This is a genomic window from Arachidicoccus terrestris (genome assembly GCF_020042345.1).
Classification (GTDB): Bacteria; Bacteroidota; Bacteroidia; order Chitinophagales; family Chitinophagaceae; genus Arachidicoccus; species Arachidicoccus terrestris.
This window is the reverse complement of the sequence record NZ_CP083387.1, coordinates 3,111,747-3,138,729: the sequence shown is the minus strand read 5'-3', so window position 1 is coordinate 3,138,729 and position 26,983 is coordinate 3,111,747. Positions and strand designations below refer to the sequence as shown.

Annotated in this window: 19 protein-coding genes and 1 tRNA gene; 7 read left to right on the top strand and 13 right to left on the bottom strand. The window is 41.7% G+C overall.

The window, feature by feature from the left end; all coding sequences use genetic code 11:
• Positions 1 to 5 precede the first annotated feature (5 nt).
• The 8 genes from K9M52_RS12185 to K9M52_RS12150 all read right to left on the bottom strand — a co-directional run bounded on the left by K9M52_RS12185 (position 6) and on the right by K9M52_RS12150 (position 14,031).
• Positions 6 to 3,227 carry a SusC/RagA family TonB-linked outer membrane protein gene (locus K9M52_RS12185; RefSeq protein WP_224068701.1) on the bottom strand — a complete coding sequence of 1,074 codons (3,222 nt, stop codon included), beginning with the start codon at positions 3,225 to 3,227 and terminating at the stop codon, positions 6 to 8.
• Between the two features lie 33 nt (positions 3,228 to 3,260).
• On the bottom strand, positions 3,261 to 4,310 hold the full coding sequence (locus tag K9M52_RS12180) for a DUF5007 domain-containing protein (RefSeq protein WP_224068700.1): 1,050 nt from the start codon (positions 4,308 to 4,310) through the stop codon (positions 3,261 to 3,263).
• A 24-nt stretch (positions 4,311 to 4,334) separates the two neighbouring features.
• Entirely contained in the window at positions 4,335 to 5,951 is a 1,617-nt protein-coding gene (locus tag K9M52_RS12175; RefSeq protein WP_224068699.1) for a carbohydrate-binding protein, read from the bottom strand.
• Between the two features lie 16 nt (positions 5,952 to 5,967).
• Positions 5,968 to 7,461, bottom strand: a complete 1,494-nt coding sequence (locus K9M52_RS12170) for a RagB/SusD family nutrient uptake outer membrane protein (RefSeq protein ID WP_224068698.1) — start codon at positions 7,459 to 7,461, stop codon at positions 5,968 to 5,970.
• A gap of 19 nt (positions 7,462 to 7,480) precedes the next feature.
• Positions 7,481 to 10,405, bottom strand: a complete 2,925-nt coding sequence (locus K9M52_RS12165; protein ID WP_224068697.1) for a SusC/RagA family TonB-linked outer membrane protein — start codon at positions 10,403 to 10,405, stop codon at positions 7,481 to 7,483.
• Positions 10,406 to 11,263: 858 nt separating this feature from the next.
• Entirely contained in the window at positions 11,264 to 12,097 is an 834-nt protein-coding gene (locus K9M52_RS12160; RefSeq protein ID WP_224068696.1) for a polysaccharide deacetylase family protein, read from the bottom strand.
• Positions 12,098 to 12,311: 214 nt separating this feature from the next.
• On the bottom strand, positions 12,312 to 12,878 hold the full coding sequence (locus K9M52_RS12155; RefSeq protein ID WP_224068695.1) for a hypothetical protein: 567 nt from the start codon (positions 12,876 to 12,878) through the stop codon (positions 12,312 to 12,314).
• A gap of 67 nt (positions 12,879 to 12,945) precedes the next feature.
• A complete protein-coding gene (locus K9M52_RS12150; RefSeq protein ID WP_224068694.1) occupies positions 12,946 to 14,031 on the bottom strand; it encodes a lactonase family protein in 1,086 nt (361 codons plus the stop codon).
• Between the two features lie 308 nt (positions 14,032 to 14,339).
• Between K9M52_RS12150 and K9M52_RS12145 the strand changes: the two genes are divergently transcribed.
• From K9M52_RS12145 to K9M52_RS12130, 4 genes are all read left to right on the top strand, one after another.
• Positions 14,340 to 15,179: a DUF1266 domain-containing protein gene (locus K9M52_RS12145; RefSeq protein ID WP_224068693.1), complete on the top strand. Its 840-nt coding sequence runs from the start codon at positions 14,340 to 14,342 to the stop codon at positions 15,177 to 15,179.
• Positions 15,180 to 15,334: 155 nt separating this feature from the next.
• On the top strand, positions 15,335 to 16,147 hold the full coding sequence (locus tag K9M52_RS12140) for a DUF2490 domain-containing protein (RefSeq protein WP_224068692.1): 813 nt from the start codon (positions 15,335 to 15,337) through the stop codon (positions 16,145 to 16,147).
• A gap of 82 nt (positions 16,148 to 16,229) precedes the next feature.
• Positions 16,230 to 18,386 (top strand): peptidyl-dipeptidase Dcp, encoded by a 2,157-nt coding sequence (dcp, locus tag K9M52_RS12135; RefSeq protein WP_224068691.1) that lies wholly within the window; start codon positions 16,230 to 16,232, stop codon positions 18,384 to 18,386.
• Between the two features lie 217 nt (positions 18,387 to 18,603).
• Entirely contained in the window at positions 18,604 to 19,827 is a 1,224-nt protein-coding gene (locus tag K9M52_RS12130; protein ID WP_224068690.1) for a glycoside hydrolase family 27 protein, read from the top strand.
• Positions 19,828 to 19,902: 75 nt separating this feature from the next.
• Here K9M52_RS12130 and K9M52_RS12125 read toward each other — a convergent pair whose 3' ends face one another.
• Both K9M52_RS12125 and K9M52_RS12120 read right to left on the bottom strand, forming a co-directional pair.
• Complete coding sequence (locus tag K9M52_RS12125; protein ID WP_224068689.1) at positions 19,903 to 22,122, bottom strand: alpha-galactosidase; 2,220 nt, start codon at positions 22,120 to 22,122, stop codon at positions 19,903 to 19,905.
• An 83-nt stretch (positions 22,123 to 22,205) separates the two neighbouring features.
• Entirely contained in the window at positions 22,206 to 22,355 is a 150-nt protein-coding gene (locus tag K9M52_RS12120; RefSeq protein ID WP_224068688.1) for a hypothetical protein, read from the bottom strand.
• Between the two features lie 63 nt (positions 22,356 to 22,418).
• On the opposite strand from K9M52_RS12120, the gene K9M52_RS12115 reads away from it, so the two are divergent.
• Positions 22,419 to 22,492 (top strand) — tRNA-Val (locus K9M52_RS12115).
• Positions 22,493 to 22,545: 53 nt separating this feature from the next.
• Here the strand turns inward: K9M52_RS12115 and K9M52_RS12110 are convergent.
• Positions 22,546 to 23,631, bottom strand: coding sequence for a heparan-alpha-glucosaminide N-acetyltransferase domain-containing protein (locus K9M52_RS12110; protein WP_224068687.1), 1,086 nt, complete (start codon positions 23,629 to 23,631; stop codon positions 22,546 to 22,548).
• Between the two features lie 914 nt (positions 23,632 to 24,545).
• Between K9M52_RS12110 and K9M52_RS19205 the strand changes: the two genes are divergently transcribed.
• Complete coding sequence (locus tag K9M52_RS19205; protein ID WP_394369815.1) at positions 24,546 to 24,869, top strand: helix-turn-helix domain-containing protein; 324 nt, start codon at positions 24,546 to 24,548, stop codon at positions 24,867 to 24,869.
• A 102-nt stretch (positions 24,870 to 24,971) separates the two neighbouring features.
• Entirely contained in the window at positions 24,972 to 25,298 is a 327-nt protein-coding gene (locus tag K9M52_RS12100; protein WP_224068685.1) for a YegP family protein, read from the top strand.
• 91 nt (positions 25,299 to 25,389) lie between these two features.
• On the opposite strand, the gene K9M52_RS12095 is transcribed toward K9M52_RS12100, so the two are convergent.
• Both K9M52_RS12095 and K9M52_RS12090 read right to left on the bottom strand, forming a co-directional pair.
• On the bottom strand, positions 25,390 to 25,773 hold the full coding sequence (locus K9M52_RS12095; protein WP_224068684.1) for a Rid family detoxifying hydrolase: 384 nt from the start codon (positions 25,771 to 25,773) through the stop codon (positions 25,390 to 25,392).
• Between the two features lie 143 nt (positions 25,774 to 25,916).
• Positions 25,917 to 26,786, bottom strand: coding sequence for a murein L,D-transpeptidase catalytic domain family protein (locus K9M52_RS12090; protein WP_224068683.1), 870 nt, complete (start codon positions 26,784 to 26,786; stop codon positions 25,917 to 25,919).
• Positions 26,787 to 26,983: the final 197 nt, after the last annotated feature.

The following is a 26,983-nucleotide window of genomic DNA, read 5'->3' as shown; positions in this document are numbered from 1 at the left end:
GCGAATTAAAACTGTGCCCGTATCCCTACCGTAAAGCTTAATGCGGCAGGATATCCGTTTATATCATCCCTGCCCAATCTGCTGACAGTTTCAGGATTGGGGCCCGAATACCCGGAGAAAATACCGACATTATATAAAGTCGTGTAAGCACTCAATGCATGTAAACCGGCTTTTTTCATAAACCTGAATCCCTGAAAGCGATAGGAAAGTGTGATCTGGTTGATTTTAAAATAAGACCCATCTTCAGAGAACAAGGTCTGATCAGGCAGGTAACCATCGGATTCCCTGTTGTGATAGTAATCTATGATGCCAGGATACGTACCATTGGGATTGGAAACACTCCAGATATCCAATAAGCTTAAATTATATAAGTTACCCATTAAATCATCTGCGTCCAGACCCGGATACCTCAGGTCAAACAGCCGTTTGGCCATCGCATTATTGAGTAAGGTCCTGTCTGCCAGATAAGACATATAGATATTCAGCGAAAAATTCTTATAACTGACGGTATTGGAAATACCACCGGTAAATATCGGATCAGGATTTCCTACGATGAACTTGTCATCACCGCTACTGATCACATAATCTCCATTCACATCCGTCCAGATCGGATCTCCTGCCTGGAAATAATGAATCCCTCCGGATTGCCATCTGATCCGTTTACCGGTAACAGGATCAACAGGTACATCTGAGATGTTCTGAAAAACGCCCTCAAACTGATAGAGGTAATTACTGATCGGGTTACGGCCTACCTGCAGCATAAAGTCCTGATTATAGGTCTCGTCATGCTGGCGATAAAGCGTTATATCACCTGGCAGCCCTGTTAAAACGCCATGATTCATGGCCCCATTCAGACTGATCGACCATTGAAATCCTTCCAGTGTCTTGGAGACAAAAGGCCGGAAATTCAGTACCAGTTCATGACCGTAATTGACCAGGCTGCCACCATTGACCTGCACCTTATCATAGCCCGTAATATCCGGCAGATAGAAGTCCCGGACAATATTATATGACTTTTTATAATAAGTATCGTAAGTCATTGTGATACGACCGTCCAGTAGGCCTACATCTCCTCCGATATCAAACTGATAAGATTTTTCCGGTTCCAGATAGGGATTAGGTAAAATGCTGAAATCGGGGCCAATTGCGGCCTGATTATTATAATCCGCATAGATCTGATAGAATCCCAGGGTGTTTAATACAGTGGCAGTCGAACGGTTATTAATACCATAAGTCGCTCTGAGAGATCCGTAATCCAGCCAATCCAGCTTTTGCATCCAAGGCTCCTTTTCAATATTCCAGCGTAAACCAATGGCAGGATTGGAAGAATAGCGTTTATTCACGCCTGCGTCAGAGTTACCATCCATGCGGTAGGATAAATCCGCAACGTACTTCGTTTTATAATTATAAGAGAATACGCCGGCCCAGGATAAGGCGTGATAGAGCATGGATGCATGTGTACCATTGTCATTGATGCCATCTGCATCGTTATAGTGGTTCCCCGGGTAAAAACGCGGCGAATATCCCCTGGGGCCCCAATAAAAATCACTGGGGCCATTGCGGACATCTCTGATATGAATATTATTGGTTCTTATATTGGCTTCATTATAGGCACTGATATAAAAGTTATGGCCATTACTCATGTCCTCAGGGTCAGTATTGAAGCTGTAATTAATCCCATTACGGGTATTCAGCTCATCTCTTCTACCGATGTAACCATATAGCATGGTTTGGTTACTGTTGGTAAAGGCCTGTTTAAACCGGTCACGGGTATCTGTATAATAATCATAAGACGTTGTGGAACTTAACCGGAGGTTATGGATTATCTCATAATCAACTTTTAAATAGGCCCTCAGATTTATGGTGCTGTTATCATCTGTATTATTTTCGTATCCCTCTAACCTGGGTATACCGATAAAATGAGACGGAGAAGGATATAAAGAAGAGGTAAAGGCGTCTCCTGCCCCATTATTGGTCAAGCCACCTCCGTTGCCTCTTTGCTTCTGCCCCAACGCACCAAATAGCTGCGCACCCACCCGTAATTTCTCCGTCGGCATAAAGTTCAGCTGCATATTCAGACTATATTTCTCAAAGCCGGTATTTTTTAAAACGCCCTGGTTCAATTGATAAGCCAAATTGGTCTTGTAGTTCAGTTTTGAATTACCCCCGCTGACCTGCACGTTGTGATTTGTATTCATGGTTGTTTGGTAAAAATAACGCTGCCAGTCAGTTGAATTATTATAAAAAGGGTTTAAACTATCGGTCAGAAACTGGTAACTATCCAATAGATCCCTGACGGTTTGTTCATCCCTGCTATAATTGAGTATCGAATAAAGCCGGTAATCGCGCTCCATACTTCCACCCCAGGTGGGCCTGAGTTGAGGTGGTAAATTGACAAAGACGCTGCTATTTACATTAATGACCGGGGTAGGCGAATTTCCCTGCTTGGTTGTAATGACAATTACGCCGTTAGCCCCTCTGGATCCATATAGTGAGGCTGCCTGGGCGTCTTTAAATACCTCAATGGACTGTATATCTTCCGGTGGAATAAGGGCCAGAGGACCGGTCGCCGCCCCCGGTTGTAACATAGATTGCGTCACACCTCCATCATAATCAATAGGCACATTGTCTATGACGAGCAACGGGTTGTTGCTGGCCAGCTGGGCCTGGTCTCCGCTGCCTGAAATACTTAGTTGTGAGATTCCTCTGATAGAGACGGAGCCGCTGAAGCCCGGAGCACCCGTCAGATTCTGAACATTCATACCGGCTACTTTACCCTGTAAGAGTTGCTCCACATTGGCCACCGGCACATCTTGTAAATCTTTACCGGAGATAATAGAAACCGCTCCTGTTACGGTTTCCTTGGTTCTTGTCTGATACCCCACGACTACAACGTCATTTTTGATCGCATTACTGGATGGCTGTAAAAGGACGGTTATATTATTTTTCTCAACCGTAATAATATTATCCATAAAGCCGATAAAACTGAAACGGATCTGCTCACCTTCCTTCACTTTGACAGTAAAGGCGCCCTTATCGGTTGTTAAACCAATTGTTTTCTTCGTAGTGACGTTCACAATGCTGACGCCACCAAGTACCTCATGCTTTTCGCCGTCCAGGACGGTGCCCGACAACTCCATTTCTGAGGATTGAGCACAAAGCTGGCTATAGCTGATCAGCATCAGCAAACTACAACAGGCCATCAATATATTTTTCATTCTTTTCATAGTAACAGTTCAATGTGGTTTCATCTTTATTTTCTAATCGTCTTCAAATTTTGGATTGAGCTTATACTTAAACACGATCTCCCACTGCCCGGGCTCGAAGAGCGCAAAAGTCAGCCCGATGGAAGAATTGACGCGTTGGCCAAAAGAGACGCGATTATATTTAAAGCTTATACTGGCCTTATCCGATCCGACATCTGCCAATACCGGAAATGGATTGGTCACATCATAGGTCACAGACATGCTATCAGCAGAGAACTGACGGTTAAATGCAAAAGGGAACACGAAGTCGCCCGTCGTGGCGCTGGTAAAACGCAGACTATCCCACTCAGTCATATTATAATTGGCCAGAGAGATGGGTAAAGAATCCTGGTCATAAAACTTAAAGGTGACCGAATTTTTCTGAGTGCCTTTCTTATGAAAATACACATTCACGCTATCAGCAGGTAAGCTGCGCTCAAGCTCATCCACCGCACCATTCATTGTGGAGGGATGAACAATACCGCCTTCCGCATCCGGAAGCCTGAGCCCGGTAGAGTCATCAAACTCAAATGGCTCATAAGGATGTGGTAACCGTACGTTCAAAATCAGTTTTTCGAAAAGATGAGACCCTGCCTCATTGGATACGTTGACGTCAAAGAAATATATGCCGGGTTTTACTTTAGTTGAATCCGTATTCCAGAAAAATACTTCGCCTGAATGTTCACGTATATCCAGCAACGGGCGATTTTCAGCGTGTCGCTTCTTGTCAATTTCCGCAATGGAATTTTCCTTACCGGTAAAATAATCATCCCAATACATGGCCTTGGAAAAGGCGGAAAGTTCAGGAGCGGGGCTGCCGTCAAAATGGCGGACATTCTGAATCTTAAAGGTTAGTGGTTCGGTAGAATAGTCTGCATTGAACACCTGTGTAAAAACATTCGATCTTCCCAGGTTAACAAAAAAGGATGTCTGTTTAAATGTCATATCCTTACTCATGTAATCCTTTACTTCCGGCAGGCCACGCTTATAGCAGCTAGCCGTCATCCCTATAAAGAGAACCAGCAAAGCCAGACAGGTAAAATGGATTCGGTTTGATGATTTCATATTACTCAATTATCTTTTTTAATGTTAAAGTGCAGAGAGTTCCAGTTTCTGGAAATTAAAACCCGAATTATCACAATGGAACTTCAATACATGCCGCCCGGCAGGAAGTGACACTTCAGCTTCCACATTGTCCCAATTCTGGTAGCCGCCTGTATTGGGGATCATTAACTCATCAGTCAAGTCGTTTCCGTCCAGGGACAGATGGAAGGAGCCTGTAGATTTAGGAGATGCCACTCTTGTTTTAACCAGATACCGTCCTGCTTTTTTAATATCTACACTATAAGCAATCCATTCGTCTGCAGCAGTATACCCGATGTCATATCCTCCCTCTACACATTTTTCCATATCAACACCTTCGAAAAACCGGATATCAAGCCTGGCACTTCCCCTGTTTCTGGGATCATTATCATGATAGCCGGTTCCTTCCCCTCCGTTATCAAACTCATGACATTTAATTGTACCTGGGATTTCGAGTGGGTCATCGTAATAAGGGGATTGCTGAGCAGGTACAAAACCGAACCTGGCCGCATTATAAGCGCCTGCCTCCAGATAGAACTCCATGGTATGAATACCTTCCTTCAATTCAAAAGGCTGATCCACCACGACCGTTTCCCAAGTCTGATATCCACCTGTCTTGGGCACAGCGACAGAGCCACTGAGAGGCTGGTCATCCATTTCGATCCGAACGAAACCATCCGAATGTGGAGATGCCAAAGAAAGCTTTAATATATAGGATTGGGTCTTCAATACTTTAACGGAGAACTTAAGCCATTCCCCCGGTGTACTATATCCGATGTTGTACAATCCATCACTGCAATTATCCAGATCAACGCCCTCACTGGTTCTGAAGTTCACCTTTCCCTTATTGGCAGGATCCGCATCATGATACGCGATACCTTCACCGCCCTCATCATAATACCCCATTTCTATCTTTCCCGGGATTACCTGATACACACCAAGAAAAGGCCTTCTCAAAACCGGATAAACACTGTCCACAAAAGAGGAAAAGCCAAATACATGTCGGGTATTGAGTACATGCAACAAGCCATTTTTTGTCTTCAGGTTCACAGTTCGGGTCACTGCACTCACCCAGTCTTTAACGAATCTGGAGTTATTCTTATCACTCAACTGAATTTCCTTGGAACCTCCGCCAACAATGCCTGACGCATTCAGCGTAACCGTTTTGCCATTCATCTGATAGCCGTATGGCGTAATCAGGTTCACTCCATCTGCATAATCCAAGGAATCCAGATCAACGATTCCTTTGACCAGATATCTATGAAGCAGGGTATCCCACGTGCCCTTTCGAACACTGTCAATTGTCCAGTTCCCATTTTCACCATTTAGCTTTCGGGCAATATTCAGATTATGCATCGCATTAATGATACTGTAATCCTGCGGTGCGAAGAATGTAACTTCAGCTTTCTGCAAAGTATCTCTCAACCCAATCAGATCGACGATATGTAAGAGACTATCATAAAGTCCATTCTGTGACTTCAAAAAGTCATAGGTCGTTAGATCCACGCTTTTAGAGAGCTCCCCGTTTTCATATGGGTTCAAATCCTTTCTGCAGGCGCCCCATCCACAGGCCAGGCCGAACAATAAAACGCATAAGACCCATTTGTTGTTTAATCTTTTCATCTTAAAAGCCTTTAGCTTATTTCCAATAATTTAACTGTTCCAATAAACCATTTTGTTGAAGGGCTGACTTAGATACCGGCCAATACGCCGCGCCGTTGTCAATATCTTCCTGGGTCAGACTGGTAAAATCCTTCACTTTACCCATTCTGACCAAATCAAACCAGCGCCATCCTTCCCCCATAAGCTCCCTTCTTCTTTCCTGAAGGATATAATTAACAAGATCTTCTTTAGACTGAGGGCTTGCCAATGGCTGTAGGCCCCTTTGTGCACGGACGAGGTTTAAGTCAGCAATGGCATCGTCGATTCTACCAAGTGCTGTACGCGCTTCCGCTCTCAATAAAAACAGTTCTTCATACCGGAAAACTACGACTGCCGATGTATAGAACCTGAGCGGCGGATTCGTCATTATCGAATTGATTTGTTTGAGTTTATAAAATTCAGGATGCTCCTCATCCATTCTGGTAAAATAATAGTCCTCTCTGTTATCACCAGATTCATTGAAAATATCTATGATGGAATCCTTGGAGACATAGATCTCTGACTCTTTCTTTGGTATATGCGGCTCCCTTAAAGTCCAGTCCTCCAACTGGCCGGTGGTTGAGTATTCGGCATGGTCCACATTAAAATCCAGCTGAAAAATATTATGCGCGCTTCCACGGCCCCTGAAAACACCGTCTAACTTGGTAAGCACATCTGTTGTTACAAATGCATACGTAGTATTCTTCTGATTATCGACAACCTGATCACAATAAACAGCTGCCTGTTCATAGTTATGCTGCCAGGCGTAAATATGCGCTATTAAAGTCAGGGCAATTCCTTTAGTTACAGCAATACTTGCAAAATGCGATTCTCCCTGTCCTCTGTAATCACCAGGTGCCTCCGGGAATTCTCCGTTATAACGCCAGGGTAAATCCTTATAAGCTGCCAACGTTTCACTAACGCAAAAGTCCAAGATGGTCTTCTGATCTGCTTTGGCAATATTCTGAAAGTCGCTATCCCCTGACTGGATTAAGAAAGGGACGTTCCCCCATACCCGCACCATATAGAAATAGAGAAACGCCCTTAATACCCGCACCTGCGCCAAATCCAGTTTCATTTCACTTTTGGAGTACCTGTAATCTCGCTGTGGTACTTTAGGCAGATTCTCAATAGACACATTACACTGATCGATGGCCGCATAGAACCGCCTCCAGTCCCGCCACTGGTCCATTGTTGTATAATTGGAAGTCAGTTTACTTTCGGTTACCGCTTGCAAATCACCTCTTTTAGTGATTGTAAAATCACCGCCCCGCAGGTCCCCGTAAACCCAATAGGCATTTTCATTTACCAGCGCGGCTCTCACTAAACCGTAACAGGCAAAACTTCCGGCCCAGGCATCATTTTTCGTTTGCCACATATTTTCTTCTGCGACAGCACGATGACTTTCCACGTCCAGCATTTTCTTGCAGGATCCCAGGCAAACAACCACAGCGACAGCCATCAGTAATCTATAAATATATTTTCCAGGCATATCAGTCAATTTATTTAGATTAAAATTTTAAATTAAAGCCCAGTGTGAAGGTCTTTGGATAGGACCAGTTATAGTACCCGTTCGTATATCCAAAATAGCTTACCGCTTCCGGATCCCCGCCCTTATAGGGTGACCACATCCATAGGTTTTGAGCAGTCACATAAACATCTAAGTTTTTAATAGCCAGCTTTTGTAATGCTTTTGGACTAAACTGATAGGTAAGTGTCACTGTTTTCAATTTGATAAAAGAGGCGTCTTTTAAAAACAGATCTTGATTAACCTGATAAGGATTGACTGTGCTCCAGGGATTGTATAAGGGAATTTCGCCGTAATTGCCCTTATGTACCTGCCAGAAATTAATCTCTTTAACTCCCTCCAGATTATCTGAGCCATCCCTATTAGCAAAATCAAAAGCCGACGCCTGCGCTTCATCCATCAATTCAGCACCGAAGGAATATTTAAATAGGAATTCCAGGCTTATTTTTTTATATCGAAGCCTATTGGAGAAAGAGCCAAATATATCCGGCGAAGGGGAGCCTTTCAGCGCTCTGTCATGATCATCTATAACATAATCGCCATTCGTGTCGATCCATTTGGGGTCACCGGCATGAATAGGTAAGCCCTGATAAGATAGTTTCTGATGCGTCTTCGGATCTACTGGGACTTCACCTTCCTCTGCATAAATACCTTTGTTTTGCAACAACCAATAGGCATCCACAGGCTGCCCGACTTTAAAATAGCGATCACCGATAATGATTTCCCGGTAATGATTGGGTAATGCACCCAGTTTATTTTTATTGGAAGAAGCTCCAAAGGTGGACTGCCAGGCAAAATGACGCTGGTCAATGATCTTGGCATCAATCGTAATTTCGACCCCCTTATTATCTATCTGAAGGCCATTTTTGACGACACCGGTATAACCTTTCTCCTCCATCACGGGCATTTTTAGCAGTAAGTTCTTAAATGACTTATTATAAAAATCCAGAGAAATGTTCAGCCGGTCTTCTAAAAAGCCGATATCTGCACCGACATTCAACTGATCAACATAAGGCCATTCAATGTCCCGGGAAACATACCCCAATTCATAAGAGCCGTTCAATACGGGAAAGGCATTATATGTAGAAAGGTTGGGATTGCCATTCCAGCCTATCTCCACATCGTAAATCGGCCCTGCTTTATAATAGTCATAGGCTAATAATTTACCGACTCTTCCCATACTGGCCCGAAGTTTTAATAAAGAAAGTGCAGCGCTTTTGAGCCAGTCTTCATTTGACAATACCCAGGCAGCACTGACCGTCGGAGAGAGTAGCCAACGGTTTGCCGCGGGAATATTCGAACTGCCGTCGCGTCTCAGATACACCCCAACTTCGTATTTACTGTCATAGCTGTACTTGAAATTGCCATACAGTGATGCCAGATTCGATTGTATGCGATCTATGGCATTAGCGGTTAGTCGAAAATTATTTGAAGTGCTTTCATGATTGTCATCATCACCCGGCTGGTAGATTTTTATATAATCACTTTTACCTTTGTAAGCTTTGCCATACTTGTAATCCCATTTGTCCCATTCTGTATACATACCCAAGGCGGCTGTCAAGTGATGCCTATTCTTATAGATCTTATCGAAGTTCACAGAATTGTCCCAGACGATCGCCTTATTGAAGCCGTCAAAATTGGAAGAAAAATTATTGCCGTCATTGACTGTTGAGGGAATAAAAAGATCCCGGAAATTTTGTATATAATTGATCCCCATACGAGAATTCACTCTTATACTGTTGCTAAAGCTGTATTGCACGTTGGCCAGGACATTAATGCTATTGTTTCTGTTATTGTCGATGGACTGGTTTAAATTAAAATAATAATTGCTGAGATAACTACTGTTGGGCGAAGGCGGGGCTTCCAGGTTCAATACATAATCCTCATCTACAATCCGGTCCCGAATGAAACGGTTTCTTTTTCGCCCCATTGTCGCGCCAGACAAATAAGTTGTGATAAGCAGATTATGGAGGGGCATAATATTAATGCCAAAGTTTACTGTGTAGCGATTGAACCCTGTTGCGTCTCTGACGCCCTGATATGAAGTCTGCCCTACAGAAAACCGGAAGTTGGCGAGCCTGGATCCGCCTGAAATGGCCGCCTGTATCCCATCGCTCCAGCTATCTTTAAAATACAGATCGTCCCAGTTTGACGGACCATAATATTCGGACCTGGCTGAGTCCGCCAGATAAGCCGGAAAATTCTGCAACTGCTGAATTCCGGCATATTTCTCATAGAAGGGGTTTAAAAAATCTCTTACATAGGCACCGCCGACCGTCTGGATATCCGGCGCCTGGGAATAAGACATGTGCGCATTTACGTCTACTTGCAATGAGCCGGAACGAGGTCCATAGGTTTCGATATTAACAACACCCGCAGCGGCCAATGGGCCGTATTTAGCGGTGGCTTCAAAATCTTTTAGTACTGTAATACTTTTAATATCCTGTTGATTGATTAAGGATAACAAATTATTTTCCGTTCCTAGTCTGTTATTATCAAAGCGCTGTATATCAAAAGCAAAAGGATGGTCAAGTAAAATTGGAACTCCATTCAATAAATAAGTGGGTTGGGCAGTCATCACATCCCCGTTATTTAATAACAGGTTGGAATATCCCCTTATCAGTGCCCCGTTGCGTTTGCCTTGTTCTGCTGTGGGGATCATTACGCTGATACCCGTTGCGCGCCCGTCCAGCATTTGATTGATATCACTGTAGGGTACAGCGCCTAACGCGCGCATATCAACTTTAGAGGATGCGCCCCCTTCTAAGAGATAAAGTTCGTTATTGGGAAAAAAGCCGACAGTATCCCTTGCACTCAGTTTATAATATTTTAGCCAGACTGTGCTGTCAAAATCACTTTTAGCGCTGTCATTGTGTGTAAACAAAACCTGCCCTTTACTGCTGTTCAATGTGCAAACAATAAAAATTAGGAAGAAGCCTATAGCCCGGAGAAATCGAAAACACCTTTGACTCATAGTAGTCGAATTTTGATTAAAAAAATAACAAATCGAAAGCATCGAAAAACAAATATAACAATATATGTGTCGTATTTCGAAAAATTTTACAAAAAAATTTAATTATTATTAATATAGCCTTAACTTATTATTACTTTTAGGTTATATTACGTAAGCTTTTATTAAAATTTTACTAAACGGAACCAATTGTAAATGGGTGAAGGTGTAGGGAACTGCCCTGCGAGCTTGTATAATTTAATTTCAGGGAGATAGAATTAAAAAATATATTGTATATCAAATACTTATTAGTATAAAATAAGCTTAATCGAAGATACTTATTACACCCGTCAGATATGGTGATACGCAATCCGCAATTTGGAGGATCAATTTATGAATTATTTGTTATTTTATCTTTCGATATGTGTATATATGACAATTTAATACAGATACATATAATTACATGGTAATTAAGTATTTACAATATATAATGTTACAGGTAATTAAAAACTGAAATCTGATAGGTAGTAATCATTACATTAAAGTTTCGTTTAGTTTCCATAAATGTGCAAAACTACATAAAAGCATAGAACTGGAAGCACAATTCGAAGATGATAAAAGAGGAGATATTCATCCATAAGCAATAGACACCGGATTCTAAATGCCAAGGGCGGCAATGACGTCTTCCATAAACCGCCGGGTCAGAAGCAGCTGTATAAAGAAAAGGCATATGCCTTCTATTTGTTTAGAGCATATGCCTTTATATATGATTTTCCCGGTCGTTGTTAAATCTTACTCAGGGGTTGAAGCATACAATTACTTACCCTTTTGGATCAGCGGGTAATGATCAATAGTCTCAAATACATAATCCGGATTCTGTTTCAGTATCTGGACAAACTTACGCAGGCTGTCCTTATATTGATCCCGGAACATTCGATCGTGTGCCAGAATAACCACTGCGTTGGCAGCATAAGTCGTTCCGTTGGCAAACTTTTCTTCGACTTCATGAGCCATTTGTTCAGCGCCCTGAACGGGAACAGAGTGTCTTCCAAAACGCCACTCTACATCCCAGCCAACTGCATTATAACCTGCACTTCCCAGTCTTTTACATACTTCCAGTGAGGAGTTCGGTCCCTGTATCTTACCATTCTCAACCCAAGAGTTCATGCCAGGAAGGCGGACAATTTTTACCGGTACTTTCAACTCTTTTTCAGCTGTATAAATATCCTGCATTGCACTATCGGGATGGGAGTAAAACTCTCGGTAATGATCTCTGAAGCCATGAGAATGGCTGTGGTTCGCCAGGAGAAATTGCGGATAGCTGTTACGGATGGTGTCCACAATTCTTGCTCTTGACGCGCTGAACTGATGCAACCCTACCATAAAAAAGGTCGCCTTTACTCCTTCCTCTCTGAATATCTCCTCGCAATTAATGGTTCCGGGAGGCTGAGGGCCATCATCCCAGGTAAGGAAAATATATTTTTTTGCCGGATCGAGTTTAATAGAAGATCCAGGTGCCAAAACTGTGGGGACACTGTCCTTAACAGGTGCTTCTTTTTTTTCTTTTGCCCCATCGCCTTTACAACTTGCAAAGACGGCTACTACTGAGAGTGTAAGTGCTGCTTTCGCCAGCAGATGACTCATTACCATGCGCATGTCCTTTAAATATTAGATGTTTTAATTATTGGCTTAAAGCTATAAGTTAATTTACAAACCCCCTAAAATTCTTTGAAATATTTTACAGATATCCATTTTCTGAGGGCACAAATAGAAAATCCGGCACTTCCATAACAAAATTTTTAGATTGTTATTTCCGATACCGGACCAGTATTATTGGTAGGGTTGTTCCAGAAGCTTATTTTATTTAAGCTCCAAACATTCCTTTTAGCTTACCCAGAATTCCGCCGCCGCTTTCCTGTTGGCCGGCTGCGTTACTGCTGCCTCCGGTAAAAAGGGACATGGCATCGCCCAGATTTATCTCGCCATCACCGTTCTTATCCAGCATGCTTTTTAAATCAATGCCTGCGGTCTTGCCACCCGTCAGTTGATTGACAATACCCTGCAGATCCAGGCTGCTATCATTTGGATCATTGATCTTACCTGTCAGCTTACTCAGAACACTTGGAATGATAGAAGCGCCTAAAGAACTGGCGGCAGAAGGGCTAAGGCCCAGTTTTTCAGTTAATTTACTGGTCAGGTTGCCTGACATCTGTTGAGTAGTCGCGTTACCTGCTACGTCAGTTTTTTTCCCACTGAGCATCCCAAGTATATCGGATACCCCTCCTCCTTTCAGCCCGTTTTCAAGGTCTCCAAGAATAGAATGAGAAGCCTCTTCTGCTATCGCACCAGCTTTTTCATTCGGAACGTCCTGGTTCGCCTGTACTGCTTCACCCGTGGCGTTTTTGATCAGGTTTACAATTTCATCTAACATTGTTTTAAAGAATTAAAAGTGAACAATTGAAATTCTACCTTTCAAAGTACATTATTTTTTCCTAATGCTACTTATTTTTTTTAGCAAATAGCAGGGCGACCGGCTTAGGCAGTGTGATCATTTGTGGTGTCTGTGTAAGAAGTCCAGTTTCAACATTTCTTTTATATACTCTAACTGTATTATCATCCCTTGAAGCGACGAGTAAAAAATGCCCAGTAGGGTCAAGAATGAAGTCTCTGGGATGAGGACCGGTCGCCTGATGAGCGACTTCTTTCAATAAACCGTCCGGCTGCACAGCAAATATGGCCAGATCATTGGCTTTTCCCCGATTAGAGGTATAAACGAATCTGCCGTCCGGAGAAACGCGAATAGCAGAGGAGCCTTTATCTGCATTTGCCGTATCCTCAACGGTCGTGGAGGCAAGTGTCTGTAAATAGGTCAGAGAATCATTCTCCCACCGATAAACCATGAGCTGGGCATCTAATTCATTTAAAAGGTAGGCAGACTTACCATTCGGAGAAAAGGCAATATGTCTTGGTCCATATCCGGCAGGAATTTTATACTTAACAGCACCCGCTTCATCTACAGGTAAGAGATTGTTGATTTGAAAAGGATATTGATACAGCGTGTCATTACCTAAATCACAGACAAATAAATATTTCTGGTCAGGAGAAAATATAGTAGAATGAACATGAGACTGTGTTTGTATTTTTTTATTGGCACTCGTACCCTTGTGAGCAATAATCTGAGTAGCAGGCCAGAGCTTGCCGCTGGTATCTGTTTTATAAATAGAAAAATTACCGCCGTTATAATTGGCTTCAGCTACGTTTTTCCCCAATGAATCAATCGACACATAACATGGTGCATCCCCATTGGTCGGCTGAGTATTTAAAAAATCTAACTGTCCGGTCTTATCATTAAATGAAAATGCAGAGATCATTCCTTTTGAACTTTCATCTGTATTCTCGTTAACTGCGTAGAGATATTTACCATTGGCAGATAATGCCATATAGGATGGATTCGCTACGTGGTTGGTATGTGACACTTCTGTCATCCGGCCGCTTGTGTCATCAAAGTCGTATACATATATTCCTTCACTCGCATTTCCGTTTGTATAGGTCCCTACCAATAAAAAAAACTTGTTTTCTCTCATCTCCTTGGATTGACAACGTTGTAAAGTGATCATAGCGATCACCGCTAAACAACAAATTTTAAAAAGCTTCCACATAAATGAAATGATTTAAATAGGCATCAAAATTATCCTTTTTCAGTTGTATTCGGTGCAAATAATTAAGATAATTGGTACGTTGCAAAAGTCTATCTATTTGATACTTAATCAAAAGATGAAATGTAAGAACTGCAAGCATTAATCACATTAAAAAAACAATAACATATTTTGCCGTTTTATATGCCCTTGAAGAGGGATATTTGCCACATTTGACAGACATTAATTTTATTTCTATGCGACATCTTATCATTTGTTTATGGGGATTCTCCATACTGGCGGCTTTTATCAGCTGTGGGCCAGATGACCAACATACGGATTCTCAGGACCAAAGCACGCAGACCACCCACATCCAGATTAAAGACGACACCTTAAAGGGCTTTATGCTTTCAGGGGTGTACTTCGTGCAAGGTTACGGAGGTCCGGAGAAGTTTGAGACAAAACTTAAAACGTTGATTAATCAGGATCATTCCAAGGCACCGTTTCTCACATTGCTTGACAGTGCTTATCACAAAACGATGGTTTTCCCGTTTGCCCGCTCGGCAAATGAAAAGGTGGATTCCAGAAACACGCTTTCCAACTGGTTCCAGATTAATAGCCAGCACGACTTTTTCCTCTTTTTAAATAATTTAAAAGATAGCGGCTTCCAGGCCCATTTCGAAATATGTAAAAAAGCCCTGGACGCCAACGGAGGCAAAAATGCCAATGTTAAATCCATCAACCTGAAAGCCAACAACCTACCGGAAGGCAGTGATGTCCTGCTACAATTTGTCAAGGATCATTATGAAGAATTCTCTCCGGCAGGCATCAAAGCCTGGAACATCGGGTTATATGTGTATATTGTTAATCTGGGATATTCAGCAGAATACGTGGATGCAGTCAATGGCAAATCCCTGATCATGGAGCAGCTTAAGATCGCGGAAGAGCACTATAAAAACTGGACGACATATTTTAGTGATTTTATGCTGGGTCGTGAGTTTTCAGGTGTTGCAAAATCCGAGAATGAGGTATACAGAACAGCCATCAAAGGCATGCTGCAGGGACATTATAGCATGTATTCTTACATGCCACTCTGATTACCGCCATAAGCAGCAGTAAACATTTTTCAGAATCCGGTTTTTTAAAATTGAAAGCCGGATTTGTTTTATACCTGAGTCATCAGCTTCTCTGCAGAGAATTGCTTATTTTTACCGCTCCGGAAAATACCCGCACATGTATTATTTAAAACAATATGGAAATATTAATTAAAAAAGACAATCTCCTTTCGCGATTTATTGCACTTTTCCTTATCGGGCTTTGTATGTCTGAAAAAGCTGGCGCACAGATTTCTCCTCCAGGGCTAAGTGATACCCGGCTGGCATCCTGGATGGCAATAGGCCTGGATCAATCCTTTGGAAAAAACAAAGCCTGGCAGTCTGTCTCTTATGTGGGTTATGGTTTTATGAGTAACCCTCATGGCAGTTATTCTCTTTTTGAAAAACCTTCCATGCTAATTTTAAATGAAGAGATGAAAAGGAAACTATCTGACCATTTTAGTATAACCGGCGCACTCAGTTACAGGGAGCAATATCTCTATACAGACGGTGCTCCTTATCACAAAGCTGACCCAAGTGCAAAAAGGGAGATCAGGCTCTATGGCAAGTTTGCTTATGGCTGGAAAACAGGTAAAACTAAGTGGAACCTGGATTTTCGGCCAGAGTTCAGAAAATTCTTTTTACCTGTATATGCTTCAGATGATACAAGACATGCCTTGAGAGCCAGATTTAAACTTAAATCTACAGTACCTCTATCCTCCAATAAAGAGCATTTTCTGATTCTTTCTGCAGAAAGCCTTTTTCAGAATGAAAGAACGCAGCCCAATGGCCATTCGAAATGGACTGGCTTTTTCTATGACGACAGCAGATTTTGCGCTTATTACCGATACGCGCCGGACAATTGGCCTCTGTATGCCGAAATCGGATATATGAATAACCTGACAGAGAAAAACCCCACCTACTCCATGCACCATATCGGACTCGATATCGTCTTCAAAGATATTTTCTAAAGCATCTGAAAACAAACAGCTGTTATTATTTACTGCAAATGTTGTATTTTCATCCTTTCTAAGAAAAGCAAAATCCAATTGCATGAATAAAATAACTAAGATCTCAATGGCACCTCTGGCGGCAGCCATATTGCTAGTGAGCGCCTGCGGAAACAATAGCCAGCGAACAAAAAATAAGCCTATAGTGGACACATTAACAAAAGACAATCCTTTTTTACAGGCCAGCACACTCGCCTATCAGACACCGGACTTTTCAAAAATCAAAGATGGAGATTTTAAGCCAGCCATCATTGAGGGTATGAAAAGGCAGTTGGAGGAAATCAAAAAAATCACCGACAATCCCGATTCCGCCACGTTTTTAAATACCCTCGTTCCTCTGGAGCAAAGTGGCAAATTACTGGAAAGGGCCAAGAATATATTTAATCTTCTTACAGGCGCAAACACTAATGATTACCTACAGAAAACCCAGGAAGAGTTGGCGCCGCTGCAAGCAGCCCATCAAGATGCTATTTATTTGAACAAGGCATTATTTGATAGAATTTCCACAGTGCATGACCATCTGGATCGGTCAAATCTGGATGCCGAGTCGAAAAGATTAGTAGATTATTATTATCAGGAGTTTGTCTTGGCAGGAGCCAAGTTATCTGAGGCGGATAAAACTCAGCTCAAACAATACAATGAACAGGAGGCTTCTCTCAGTGCCAAGTTTACCAATCAATTACTAGCCGCAGGCAAAGCAGGCGCTTACATAGCCAATAGCAAAGATGAATTAGCCGGATTGTCTGATGGAGCTATTGCCGCCGCGGCAGAAGATGCCAAGGCAGCCGATCTGGATGGCAAATGGCTGTTGCCTTTGCAAAACACAACACAGCAACCTGCGTTGAGTTCATTGACGAACCGGTCCACGAGAGAAAGACTTTTTGAACTTTCCTGGAACCGGGCAGAGAAAAACGACAGTAATGACACCCGTAAAACCATCGCCACCATTGCCCAAATCCGGGCAAAAAAGGCAGCTTTAATGGGTTACCCTAGTTATGCAGCCTGGAAATTACAAGATCAGATGGCTAAAACCCCAGCAGCAGTAGATGAGTTTTTCGCCAGTCTGGTTCCCGCCTCCGTTAAAAAAGCTCAGCAAGAAGCTGCCGATATTCAAAAAGTCATAGACTCCACGCATGGAGGCTTTCAACTGACGCCCTATGATTGGGATTTTTATGCCGACCAAGTCAGAAAGGCAAGATATGATTTGGATGAAAATGAAGTCAAGCCATATTTCGAGCTCAATAAGGTACTGGAAGACGGCGTATTCTATGCAGCCACTCAGCTCTATGGCATTACTTTCAAAGAAAGAAAGGACTTACCGGTCTATCAAAAAGATGTGCGGGTATTTGAGCTGTTTGACAAAGATAAAACACCGATGGGCCTGTTCTACTGTGATTACTTTAAAAGAGACAATAAATCCGGGGGTGCATGGATGGACAATCTGGTTACACAGTCAAAATTACTCGGCACCAAACCGGTTATTTATAATGTGGGCAATTTTACCAAACCAGCGCCTGGTCAACCGGCACTAATTAGCTTCGATGATGTGATTACAATGTTCCATGAATTTGGACACGCATTACACGGATTTTTTGCGGACCAGCAATACCCCAGTCTTTCAGGGACAAATGTAGCCCGGGACTTTGTCGAATTTCCGTCTCAGTTTAATGAACATTGGGCATTGGAGCCATCTATACTTAAGCACTATGCGGTGCATTACAAAACCGGGCAGACCATTCCACAGGCCTTGGTGGATAAAATCAAAAAGGCCAGTACTTTCAACCAGGGTTATATGCTAACCGAACTGTTAGCTGCTGCCGCGTTAGATCTGCAATGGCACAAATTAAAAGCCGACGCCCCTTTGCAGAATGTAGACAGTTTTGAAGTACATGCTTTACAGAAAACTGGCTTGTATATGCAGCAAGTACCACCCCGTTACCGGTCCAGCTATTTTCTACATATTTGGGGCAATGGTTACGCTGCCAGCTATTATGCTTATCTGTGGACAGAAATGCTGGATGATGATGCATTTGAATGGTTTAAAGAGCACGGCGGTCTGACCAGGGCAAATGGCCAGCGTTTTAGGGATATGATCCTTTCCAAGGGCAATACCGAAGATCTGGAAAAGCTGTATCGCGATTTCAGAGGCCAGGCACCCAGCATCAAACCCATGGAAGCAAACAGAGGATTATTGGAATAGCGGTTGACACAAAGAGCGCTAAAAAAAGAGGAGCAGTTAAATCAACATGGCTCCTCTTTTTCGTCAATACAATCAATGAGAACAAATACCGAAACGTATTTATTGTAAGACGTTGCAACTGATATTTTGGATTTAAGGCCGCATTGTAAGGAAAAATAAATAACTTTATGTCTTACCTGTTAATCTAATATTCAACTCATCATTTCAACTCAAAACAATGCAAAAAACGAAAGTGCTGCTACTTGGACTCATGCTGTCCTGTATCAGTCTTATTGGATTCGGCCAACGGTCAAAACTTGCACCTACCCCGCCAATGGGCTATATGACCTGGAATTTTTATGCGGATAATATTACGGAGCACGATGTCCGTTCCATTGCTGACGCAATGGTGGCAAATGGCCTGGTTCAGTTAGGATACAATTATATTTTTATTGATGATGGCTGGCAAGGCGGCAGGGATAATAGAAATAATATTATTCCTGATCCTAAAAAATTCCCTTCCGGAATTAAATCACTGGCAGATTATGTCCATAGCAAAGGCATTAAGCTAGGGATATACTCTGACGCTGCACCGCTTACCTGTGCCGGTTATACCGCAAGCCTTCATTTTGAAGAACAGGATGCTAAAACTTTTGCTTCGTGGGGAATTGATTATCTTAAATACGACTACTGCGGAGCACCTCCTGATAAAGAAACAGCTCGAAAACGCTATAAGAAAATGGCTGATGCTCTTACTAACTCAGGTAGGGATATCGTATTCGGTATCTGTGAATGGGGTGGCAGACAACCCTGGACATGGGCCTCAAGTGTCGGAGGTAACCTGTGGAGAATAGACGGGGATATCCGGGATAAATGGGCAGCCGCCAATGATGCGCCGGGCACTCCTAAGGGTGGCATCGGCATTCTGGATGCAGCGCAGAGAAATGCGGACCTGGCCGGATACGCCCATCCGGGTGCATGGAATGATCCTGATATGCTGGTTGTTGGCTTATATGGTCGTAAGGGCCCTTCGGGAGATTTAGGCGGGGTCGGTTGTAACGATATCGAATATCAATCGCAAATGTCACTTTGGTGCCTGCAGGCTGCACCATTAATGATTACCTGTGATGTCACTAATATGAACGCTGCTACGAAAAGAATCCTAACCAATAAGGAAATTCTTGCCATTGATCAAGATCCTCTCGGCAAACAAGCCGAAAGGAAGATCAATAAAGAAGGTTGGCAGGTATATTTAAAACCATTGACTGATGGGGCGTATGCGCTAGGTATTCTAAACACCGATTCCACTACCAGAAAATATAAACTCAGCCTGGAACAAATCGGATTAGCGGGCAAATATGGAACCTTAAACGTCTGGACCGGTGAAGTAAAGAAAAACCAGTCAAGGCTTTCTTATGAGATAAAACCACACGAGACAATTGTTCTAAAATTGACAAAATAGTCTCTTCTGCCAAGTAAATGAGCCGGCTAGAAATTCCCTAACCGGCTCATTTGTTTCACAATATGTCTTTGATTATTAATTGACGGCAGTTGCTACAAGTACGACGCTTGCCCTTCTGGAGTTTACAACTGGATTGAACCCGGCCTTCATTAGAAAAGAACCCGAGTAAGTATTATCTTTTTTATCGTTAATAGAGGACTTCGCACCATTATACAAATTGACTTCCTCAATTTTATATCGTTGATCGGGGTTAAGGCCTTTGAATTTAACCGGAAGCTCACTCCCCGCATCATAACGATTAGACACCAGATAACTAAATATCACGGCTTTATCCTTTTTTCTGTCGACATACATAAGGGAGGCGAAGTCATGATTCCAGGGGCTTATCAGCCGATATTGATCTCCATGCCAGATGACATCCTTTACTTTATTGTATTGCTGAACAGCCTGTTGGCAAAAGCTGAGTTCCTCGGGTTTTAGTTTACTAACTGGTATGTCAAATCCTAACTTTCCCATCATGGCTACATCCACTTTATATTTTATCGGTTGGCGGCCCCAATTAGTGACATGCGCAGCCATGCTAATGGCTGGGTAAAAATAAGAATACTCCCATTGCATAAATACACGTTCAAGCGGATCAGTGTTATCGCTTGGCCAAAACTCTGTAAAATACTTCAGCGCTGCATAGTCAACTCTTCCCCCACCGCCGGAACAAAGCATCATAGGAACTTGAGGATACTTTGCTCGAATTCTTTCCAGTACCTTATACAGGCCCCGAACATACGCTATATACAACTCCGACTGATGATTCAGATGAGCGGAATACGCGTTATAAATAACAGAGTTACAGTCCCACTTAATATAAGCTAACGATGGGTTTTTGATAAATAATGAATCTACAATACCGAAAACAAAATCCTGGACTTTGGGGTTACTCAAATCGAGTACCAACTGATTGCGGAAATAATACTCTGGCCGGTCAGGTTGCTTAATGACCCAGTCAGGATGTTTTTCATATAATTCGCTTTTGGGGTTGACCATTTCCGGCTCAATCCAAATGCCGAATTTAACGCCTTTTTTGTCTGCGTCTTTCACAACAGCCTGAATCCCGTTAGGTAACTTCTTTCTGTTGGGCTGCCAATCACCTAATCCTGCATGATCGTCATTTCGGGGATACTTATTGGCAAACCATCCATCATCTAATAAAAAGAGGTCAACGCCCAGCTTCTTTGTATCTCCTAAAAGATTCTTCAGTTTCTCTTCATTAAAATCAAAATAAGTGGATTCCCAGTTATTCAGTAATGTCAGGCGGCCTCCCTCTCCATCTAATATCCTATATTTTCTGGCCCAGGATTGCAGGTTTCTGCTAGCCTGACCTGTTCCCTGCTGGGAAAGAGTGTATAAAAATCTGGGAGTTCTGAAGGTTTTTCCAGGTTGCAGCTCATAAGAAGATGACGCATTGTTCATTCCCGCGATAATGCGAAGATTATTCCTGTTATCGACCTCCAGGTCTACCCTGTAATTACCACTCCACTCAATTGATCCCAACATAACTTCCCCTTGATCTTCCATCGGTTTATGATCAGCTGAAATAATAAATACGGGTGGCTGAAACAGGTCTGCTCTTGTACCTAATTTGGTATCCAGTGTTTTAATGCCGTGAGATAACTTTGTGACCTCCGGCTGCATTTCCCTTGCCCAATCCCCATGATATTGTTTTAGCCAGAAAGATGATCCGTACCAGTACAAATTGGCAGAAGCAAATTTGTTCAACCTAACGGCACCGTTTTCATTTTGCGTAATTTCGGACCATTGCTCGACCACATTATCTTTCCGGTAGGCTCTAAATACCAGCTTAACATTAAAATCATATACAGGATCTTTGAGAAGGAGCTGCGTTTCCTCAATATCTGCTGATATCCTTTTAACGTCACTTGAAACATACCTTAGTGCAAGTGAGGTATTTCCATCGGCGTGAATGACACTTATTGCCGGCTCAAAAAAATTACGCGAACCCGCAGAAGAATATACCGCGTCAGCTACGCCACTGGGATCAGATGCCTGATGTAACTGGCCAGTGAATTGTTCATACTCTTTTACATCATTAAGCTTTTGTCCAAAATAACGTAGCCTTACCTCCTTGTTTTTCGTAACAAATAATACCATTGCCGAACTGTCGGTTTCTATGGGTATTACCTGAGCCTTAGTGGTTGAATAAAAAAATATTGAGATTAGAACCGACAGGAACACAAACATACGAAGCTTTGTACCCTTGCCTGAAGGAATGTTGATCATAACAAACATATTATATTAACAAAATATATGAATTTACTAAATTAATGGATAATCCTCAATAGATACATTTTCTTTCCACTTTTCTAAAATATAAAAAGAAATGCCCTTGATATGCCATCTCCACCCGATCCATAGTAATATAGTAAAATCACACTATAAACCTTCCCACCATAGCCAGGTACATCATTCATCCCGGTCTCCAATAAATAGCCATGCTGTTCTATAAAACTCAAATTAAATTTTATTGAATGTAAATGATCTTTTTCATAATAATTACCCTACATTTGCAATCTCAAGAATCTTTAGCTCAGTTGGTTAGAGCGCTACCTTGACATGGTAGAGGTCACTGGTTCGAATCCAGTAAGATTCACAATAAAAAACCCATGCGATGCATGGGTTTTTTATTGTGAATCTTACCGCAACCTAATAAACTGGCGTGGATGCAATATTCTCCCGTTTGCGTCCAGTCTTACTTCTTTTATAAAACTCCGCAGCTGCGACCAATAAAACGGTCAACCCGGAAATAACAATGATCGCTTTCAAAGTTTCTATTGAATCCAACTTCATAAATCCATAAAACGGGAATAGCCAGCATATTAATACCCACTGAATAAGATAAATAGCCGTAATATGAGTACTGCACCAATAGACAACAAACAGAAAATACCTTCCTTTCCTCAATTTAGCTGCAAGAAAATGGGACATATTCAGCCAAAGTAATACCAGACCGCAATGCAAGAGGGTACCGGCCGGCCCAAGGCGATAAAATGTCATATTAAAGAACCTGGGTTCTATTTGAACGCCTGAAATGCCAATGATGACACAAACAACTCCAGTGATCATGGTTGTTCTATAAAACTGCTCTGTCGGCATATTCTTAAATAATATTCCAAATATATAGCCCAATAATGGATATACCCCCCAGGGAAAGAAGGGAAAAAATACAGCCGGAGGGCAGCCATTCAATAATTTCAGTACATAATCAAGTAAGAAGTTGTCCAACCGAATCCCCCAGGCCATTGGAGATATGGCCAAAACGATCATTGTGAAAAATGACACAAAACCGAATCTGACTCGAAAATGATGTAAAATACCGCAGACTAAATAACTAATCGCAGCAAATTGAAATATGGCACCAACCATTAATAGGTCGATCACCCCGAATACCCCTGTTTGCAATCTATAGTAACTAAAAAAAGAATCGGGCATTAAGCCAAAGGCTGTAGGTAACACGAACCCAATAAAATTCAATAAGTATGCCAGCAGAAATATAGATATTGATCTTTTAAAGATAAACTTTACCGATTTATCTCGCCCCAAAAAAAAGGAAAACCCTAGCAAAAACATCAATACCTGCGCTCCTACACCTTCTGAAAAACATCTTAAAACACTGCCCAACACCCCCTGCCGGACGGCCTGTGTACTATAATACAGTATAACATGTGTAGCCGGTATAATCAAAACAACAAGGCCTTTGGCTATATCTATGGTTAAATTTCTTGGTTTCATTAGCTGAATCTTTAACGTGAATAAATTGTATGAACTTGTAATCAATAAATAAACATAGATGCTTAACACCACTTCCAACAGACGTCGGATTAACCAAAGTTGAAATGATCAAAGCAAATTAGACATCCACAAAAAAGTTCCAGTTAAGAAAAAACTATTACCTTAGTACCACTATTAATCCTGCAATAATGCATAAAAAATAGGGCTTACACTTGACATCTATCATTTTTATTTGAAATATTGATATTATGAGAATATCGGCCTGTTCCATTTATAACATATCCTATTGACAACATAACGAATGAACATTCGATTTGTAATCAATTATTTATTTTATAAAAACAAGTCAGATTATGTCTAATAGCTACATCAATCCCCCAAATGCAAAATTTAGCTTTCAAATCTTATATAGAGGCACCAATGCAGAGAGGTCAAAACTGGAAATCGGTAAGGAGCCTGATTTTCCAATTGAACTAGAAATAGACCTAAATTCCGCCGGTATACCAACCGAGATAGCATATACGCCAGAAACACTGGATTCATTCACCTGCAGGTTCTCATTGACTAAAAACAAGCCTATCGACACGATCGACATTCCTGTGAATACACTTCTAATACGCTACTCTCGAGATCTATTTACTTTATTTAGCCTGAAAAAAAGCTTTGATTTAAACCCCACTCTTCTGGAGCAATTCAAAGAAGACACATATAGATTATTCAACTGAAAATCAGGTTACTTCCCAAGAAGATACCACGCTGTCATAAGGCATTTAGCAGAAATAGCAGCTGGCAAGCAACTCCAACCCATCGTTATTTTCCGGCAAATTCAAAAATTATCAGAATTCATAGTAGAATTAAAAGCCGAAAATACGCCGTATATCCATAGCGAATTCAAATCCAAAGTGGAGGCGATAATGAAATTCATGATAGAGAACACTTTGAGCTATCCAAAATCAAAAGATTTTAGAAAAATAGTTGCATCATCTAAGCAACTGTTCGAAATGAAGGTAAAGTCCGTTTTCAACCGTTCATTAAAGAGCTTCTGTGACGAATTAAAATTCAAAAATGCGATGTACGAAATATGCTTTACTCAAAAAAACATTTCAGATATATCATACGACCATGGCTATTCCGAGCTGTCATCATTCAGCAGAAGCATCAAAGCAAGGTACGGGTACTCGCCTCGCAATATCAGAAAAATGACCAAAGGTGGATTCCTACACCTGTTTATCCAATAAACAGGCCGATGTTAAACTAAAACAAAACCCTGGTTTAAAAATTAGTATAATTTAAGTTTTTTTATTATCTTGAGTTATCTGTTCACTTCAAAATAATAAACAATGGGAAAGTTTGTTGTTAAAACTGGTAAAGACAATCAATTTCGTTTTAGCCTGAGAGCTGGAAATGGTCAAACAATTTTAACGAGTGAAGCTTATACAACTAAAGCCGCTTGTAATAATGGGATTGCATCCGTAAAAACCAACTCACAGGATGACAGCAGGTATGAAAGAAAAACCTCCACAAACGGGAAGCAGCTATTTAATTTACGTGCCGGCAATGGCCAGGTCATCGGTACCAGCGAATTGTATGAAAGCGCTGCTGCAATGGAAAACGGTATTGCATCGGTAAAGAAGAATGCACCGGATGCAGAAATTTCTGAAGAATAAGTAAGATGCTAAACAAATTAAGCCGCTCCATTTCTTGAAACCAGAAAATAATAGAGCGGCTTAATTTTTATCAACCAAAAGGGTTTACCTGTTACTCCTTGTAGGCGATAACACTAATCTCCACATTTACATTTTTGGGTAGCGTCTTCACAGCAACGCATTCTCTTGCGGGAGGATCCGTATGAAAATACTGCCCATAAATCTCATTCACCTGTGCAAATAACCCCATATCACTTAAAAACACACTGGCCTTAACCACATCACTAAAAGCATATCCTGCTTTCGCCAAAACAGCCTCCAGGTTTTTAAAAACAAGATGTGTTTCGCCTGCCAGGTCTCCGCTAAACAATTGATTGGAGACGGGATCTATCGCAATCTGACCGCTGACATATAATACCCCTCCAGCTTTGATAGCCTGATTGTAAGGGCCAACCGGTGCCGGCGCAGCGTCTGTATTTATAATTTCTTTTCCCATTATTTTTATGCTCTTGATTTTTAGTATAAAATTTTTAGGCAAGTTAGCCCATTTCCCAAAATCTACCAACAGTTGAGTTAACTCTACAAAAAATGCCCAATCTTTCAGACTGGGCATTTTCTAATAATTTTTATGCTCTGGCATTAACTATTCTTACTATCCTTAATAGCTTCACCGCCTTCCAATCCGGAGGTTGCCGTATTATTAAGAGGCGCCAGCAGTTGCTTGAATTTACTTTCCTTTTTCAATGCAGGCCACTGAAAAGCTGCATTCAGAATACGGGAAGAGACCTGATAGCGATTGTCCGGAGCCCAGATGAATACACAGCTTCCTTCCTTAATCTTGTTGATAATGGCATACTGTTGGCCGTAAGGAACAGCAGGGCAGCCAAAGCTACGCCCTGTTTCATTCTCATCGGCACGGCGGGCATTCACATAGTGACTGCCATGCATTACAATATATCTCTTGTAAATATTATCATTGATACCTGGTTCAACGCCCTTCAGATGCAGGCTGTAACCAGAACCGCCACGATACGATTTTCCTGTCACAATAAAACCTAATGAGCTTTTGTGGGAATCTACAACATTAGAGAAATCTGTTGCATACTCACCGCCGGACCGCTTGCCATGAGATACATAGGTATTAAACAATACCTTCCCGGCTTTCAGGTCAATTACATAAAGACGCTTTTGAGAGCTGCTCTGGCTATAATCAATAACGGTCAGCAGATTAGGCTTATCCAGCATTCCTTTGCTCTGCAGGTATTCAAACCCTTTAAAGGCTTTAAAAAAAACGTCCTTCTTTAATCCATAATCATTTAGCTGAATTCTGTTATAAACAGAGTCAACATACTTATAGGCCACTGTCTGACCTACGGGTTTGTTTGGAAGTAAAGATGGAAAATCTTTATCTACTGGATGCACAACATCTGCGCCTGAAATTTTCGTCATAGGGGTTGTAAACGCACACATCACGATCCCCACCACACTTAGGAATAAGAATTTTTTCACTATTTCTAACCTGTTTTTAATTTTTCCGGAAACCTGTCCCGGAAATATCCTAGAACAATGGAATATTGTATAGCTTTTATGATCTGCGCCAAAATGGCGGAAAACCCAAACAGATCGCTATTTTATTAATGTAATTTTCGGACAAAAATTGCTTTGTTCCAAAAAAAATTGCAAATTCTTCAAGAATTCTTGCAAAT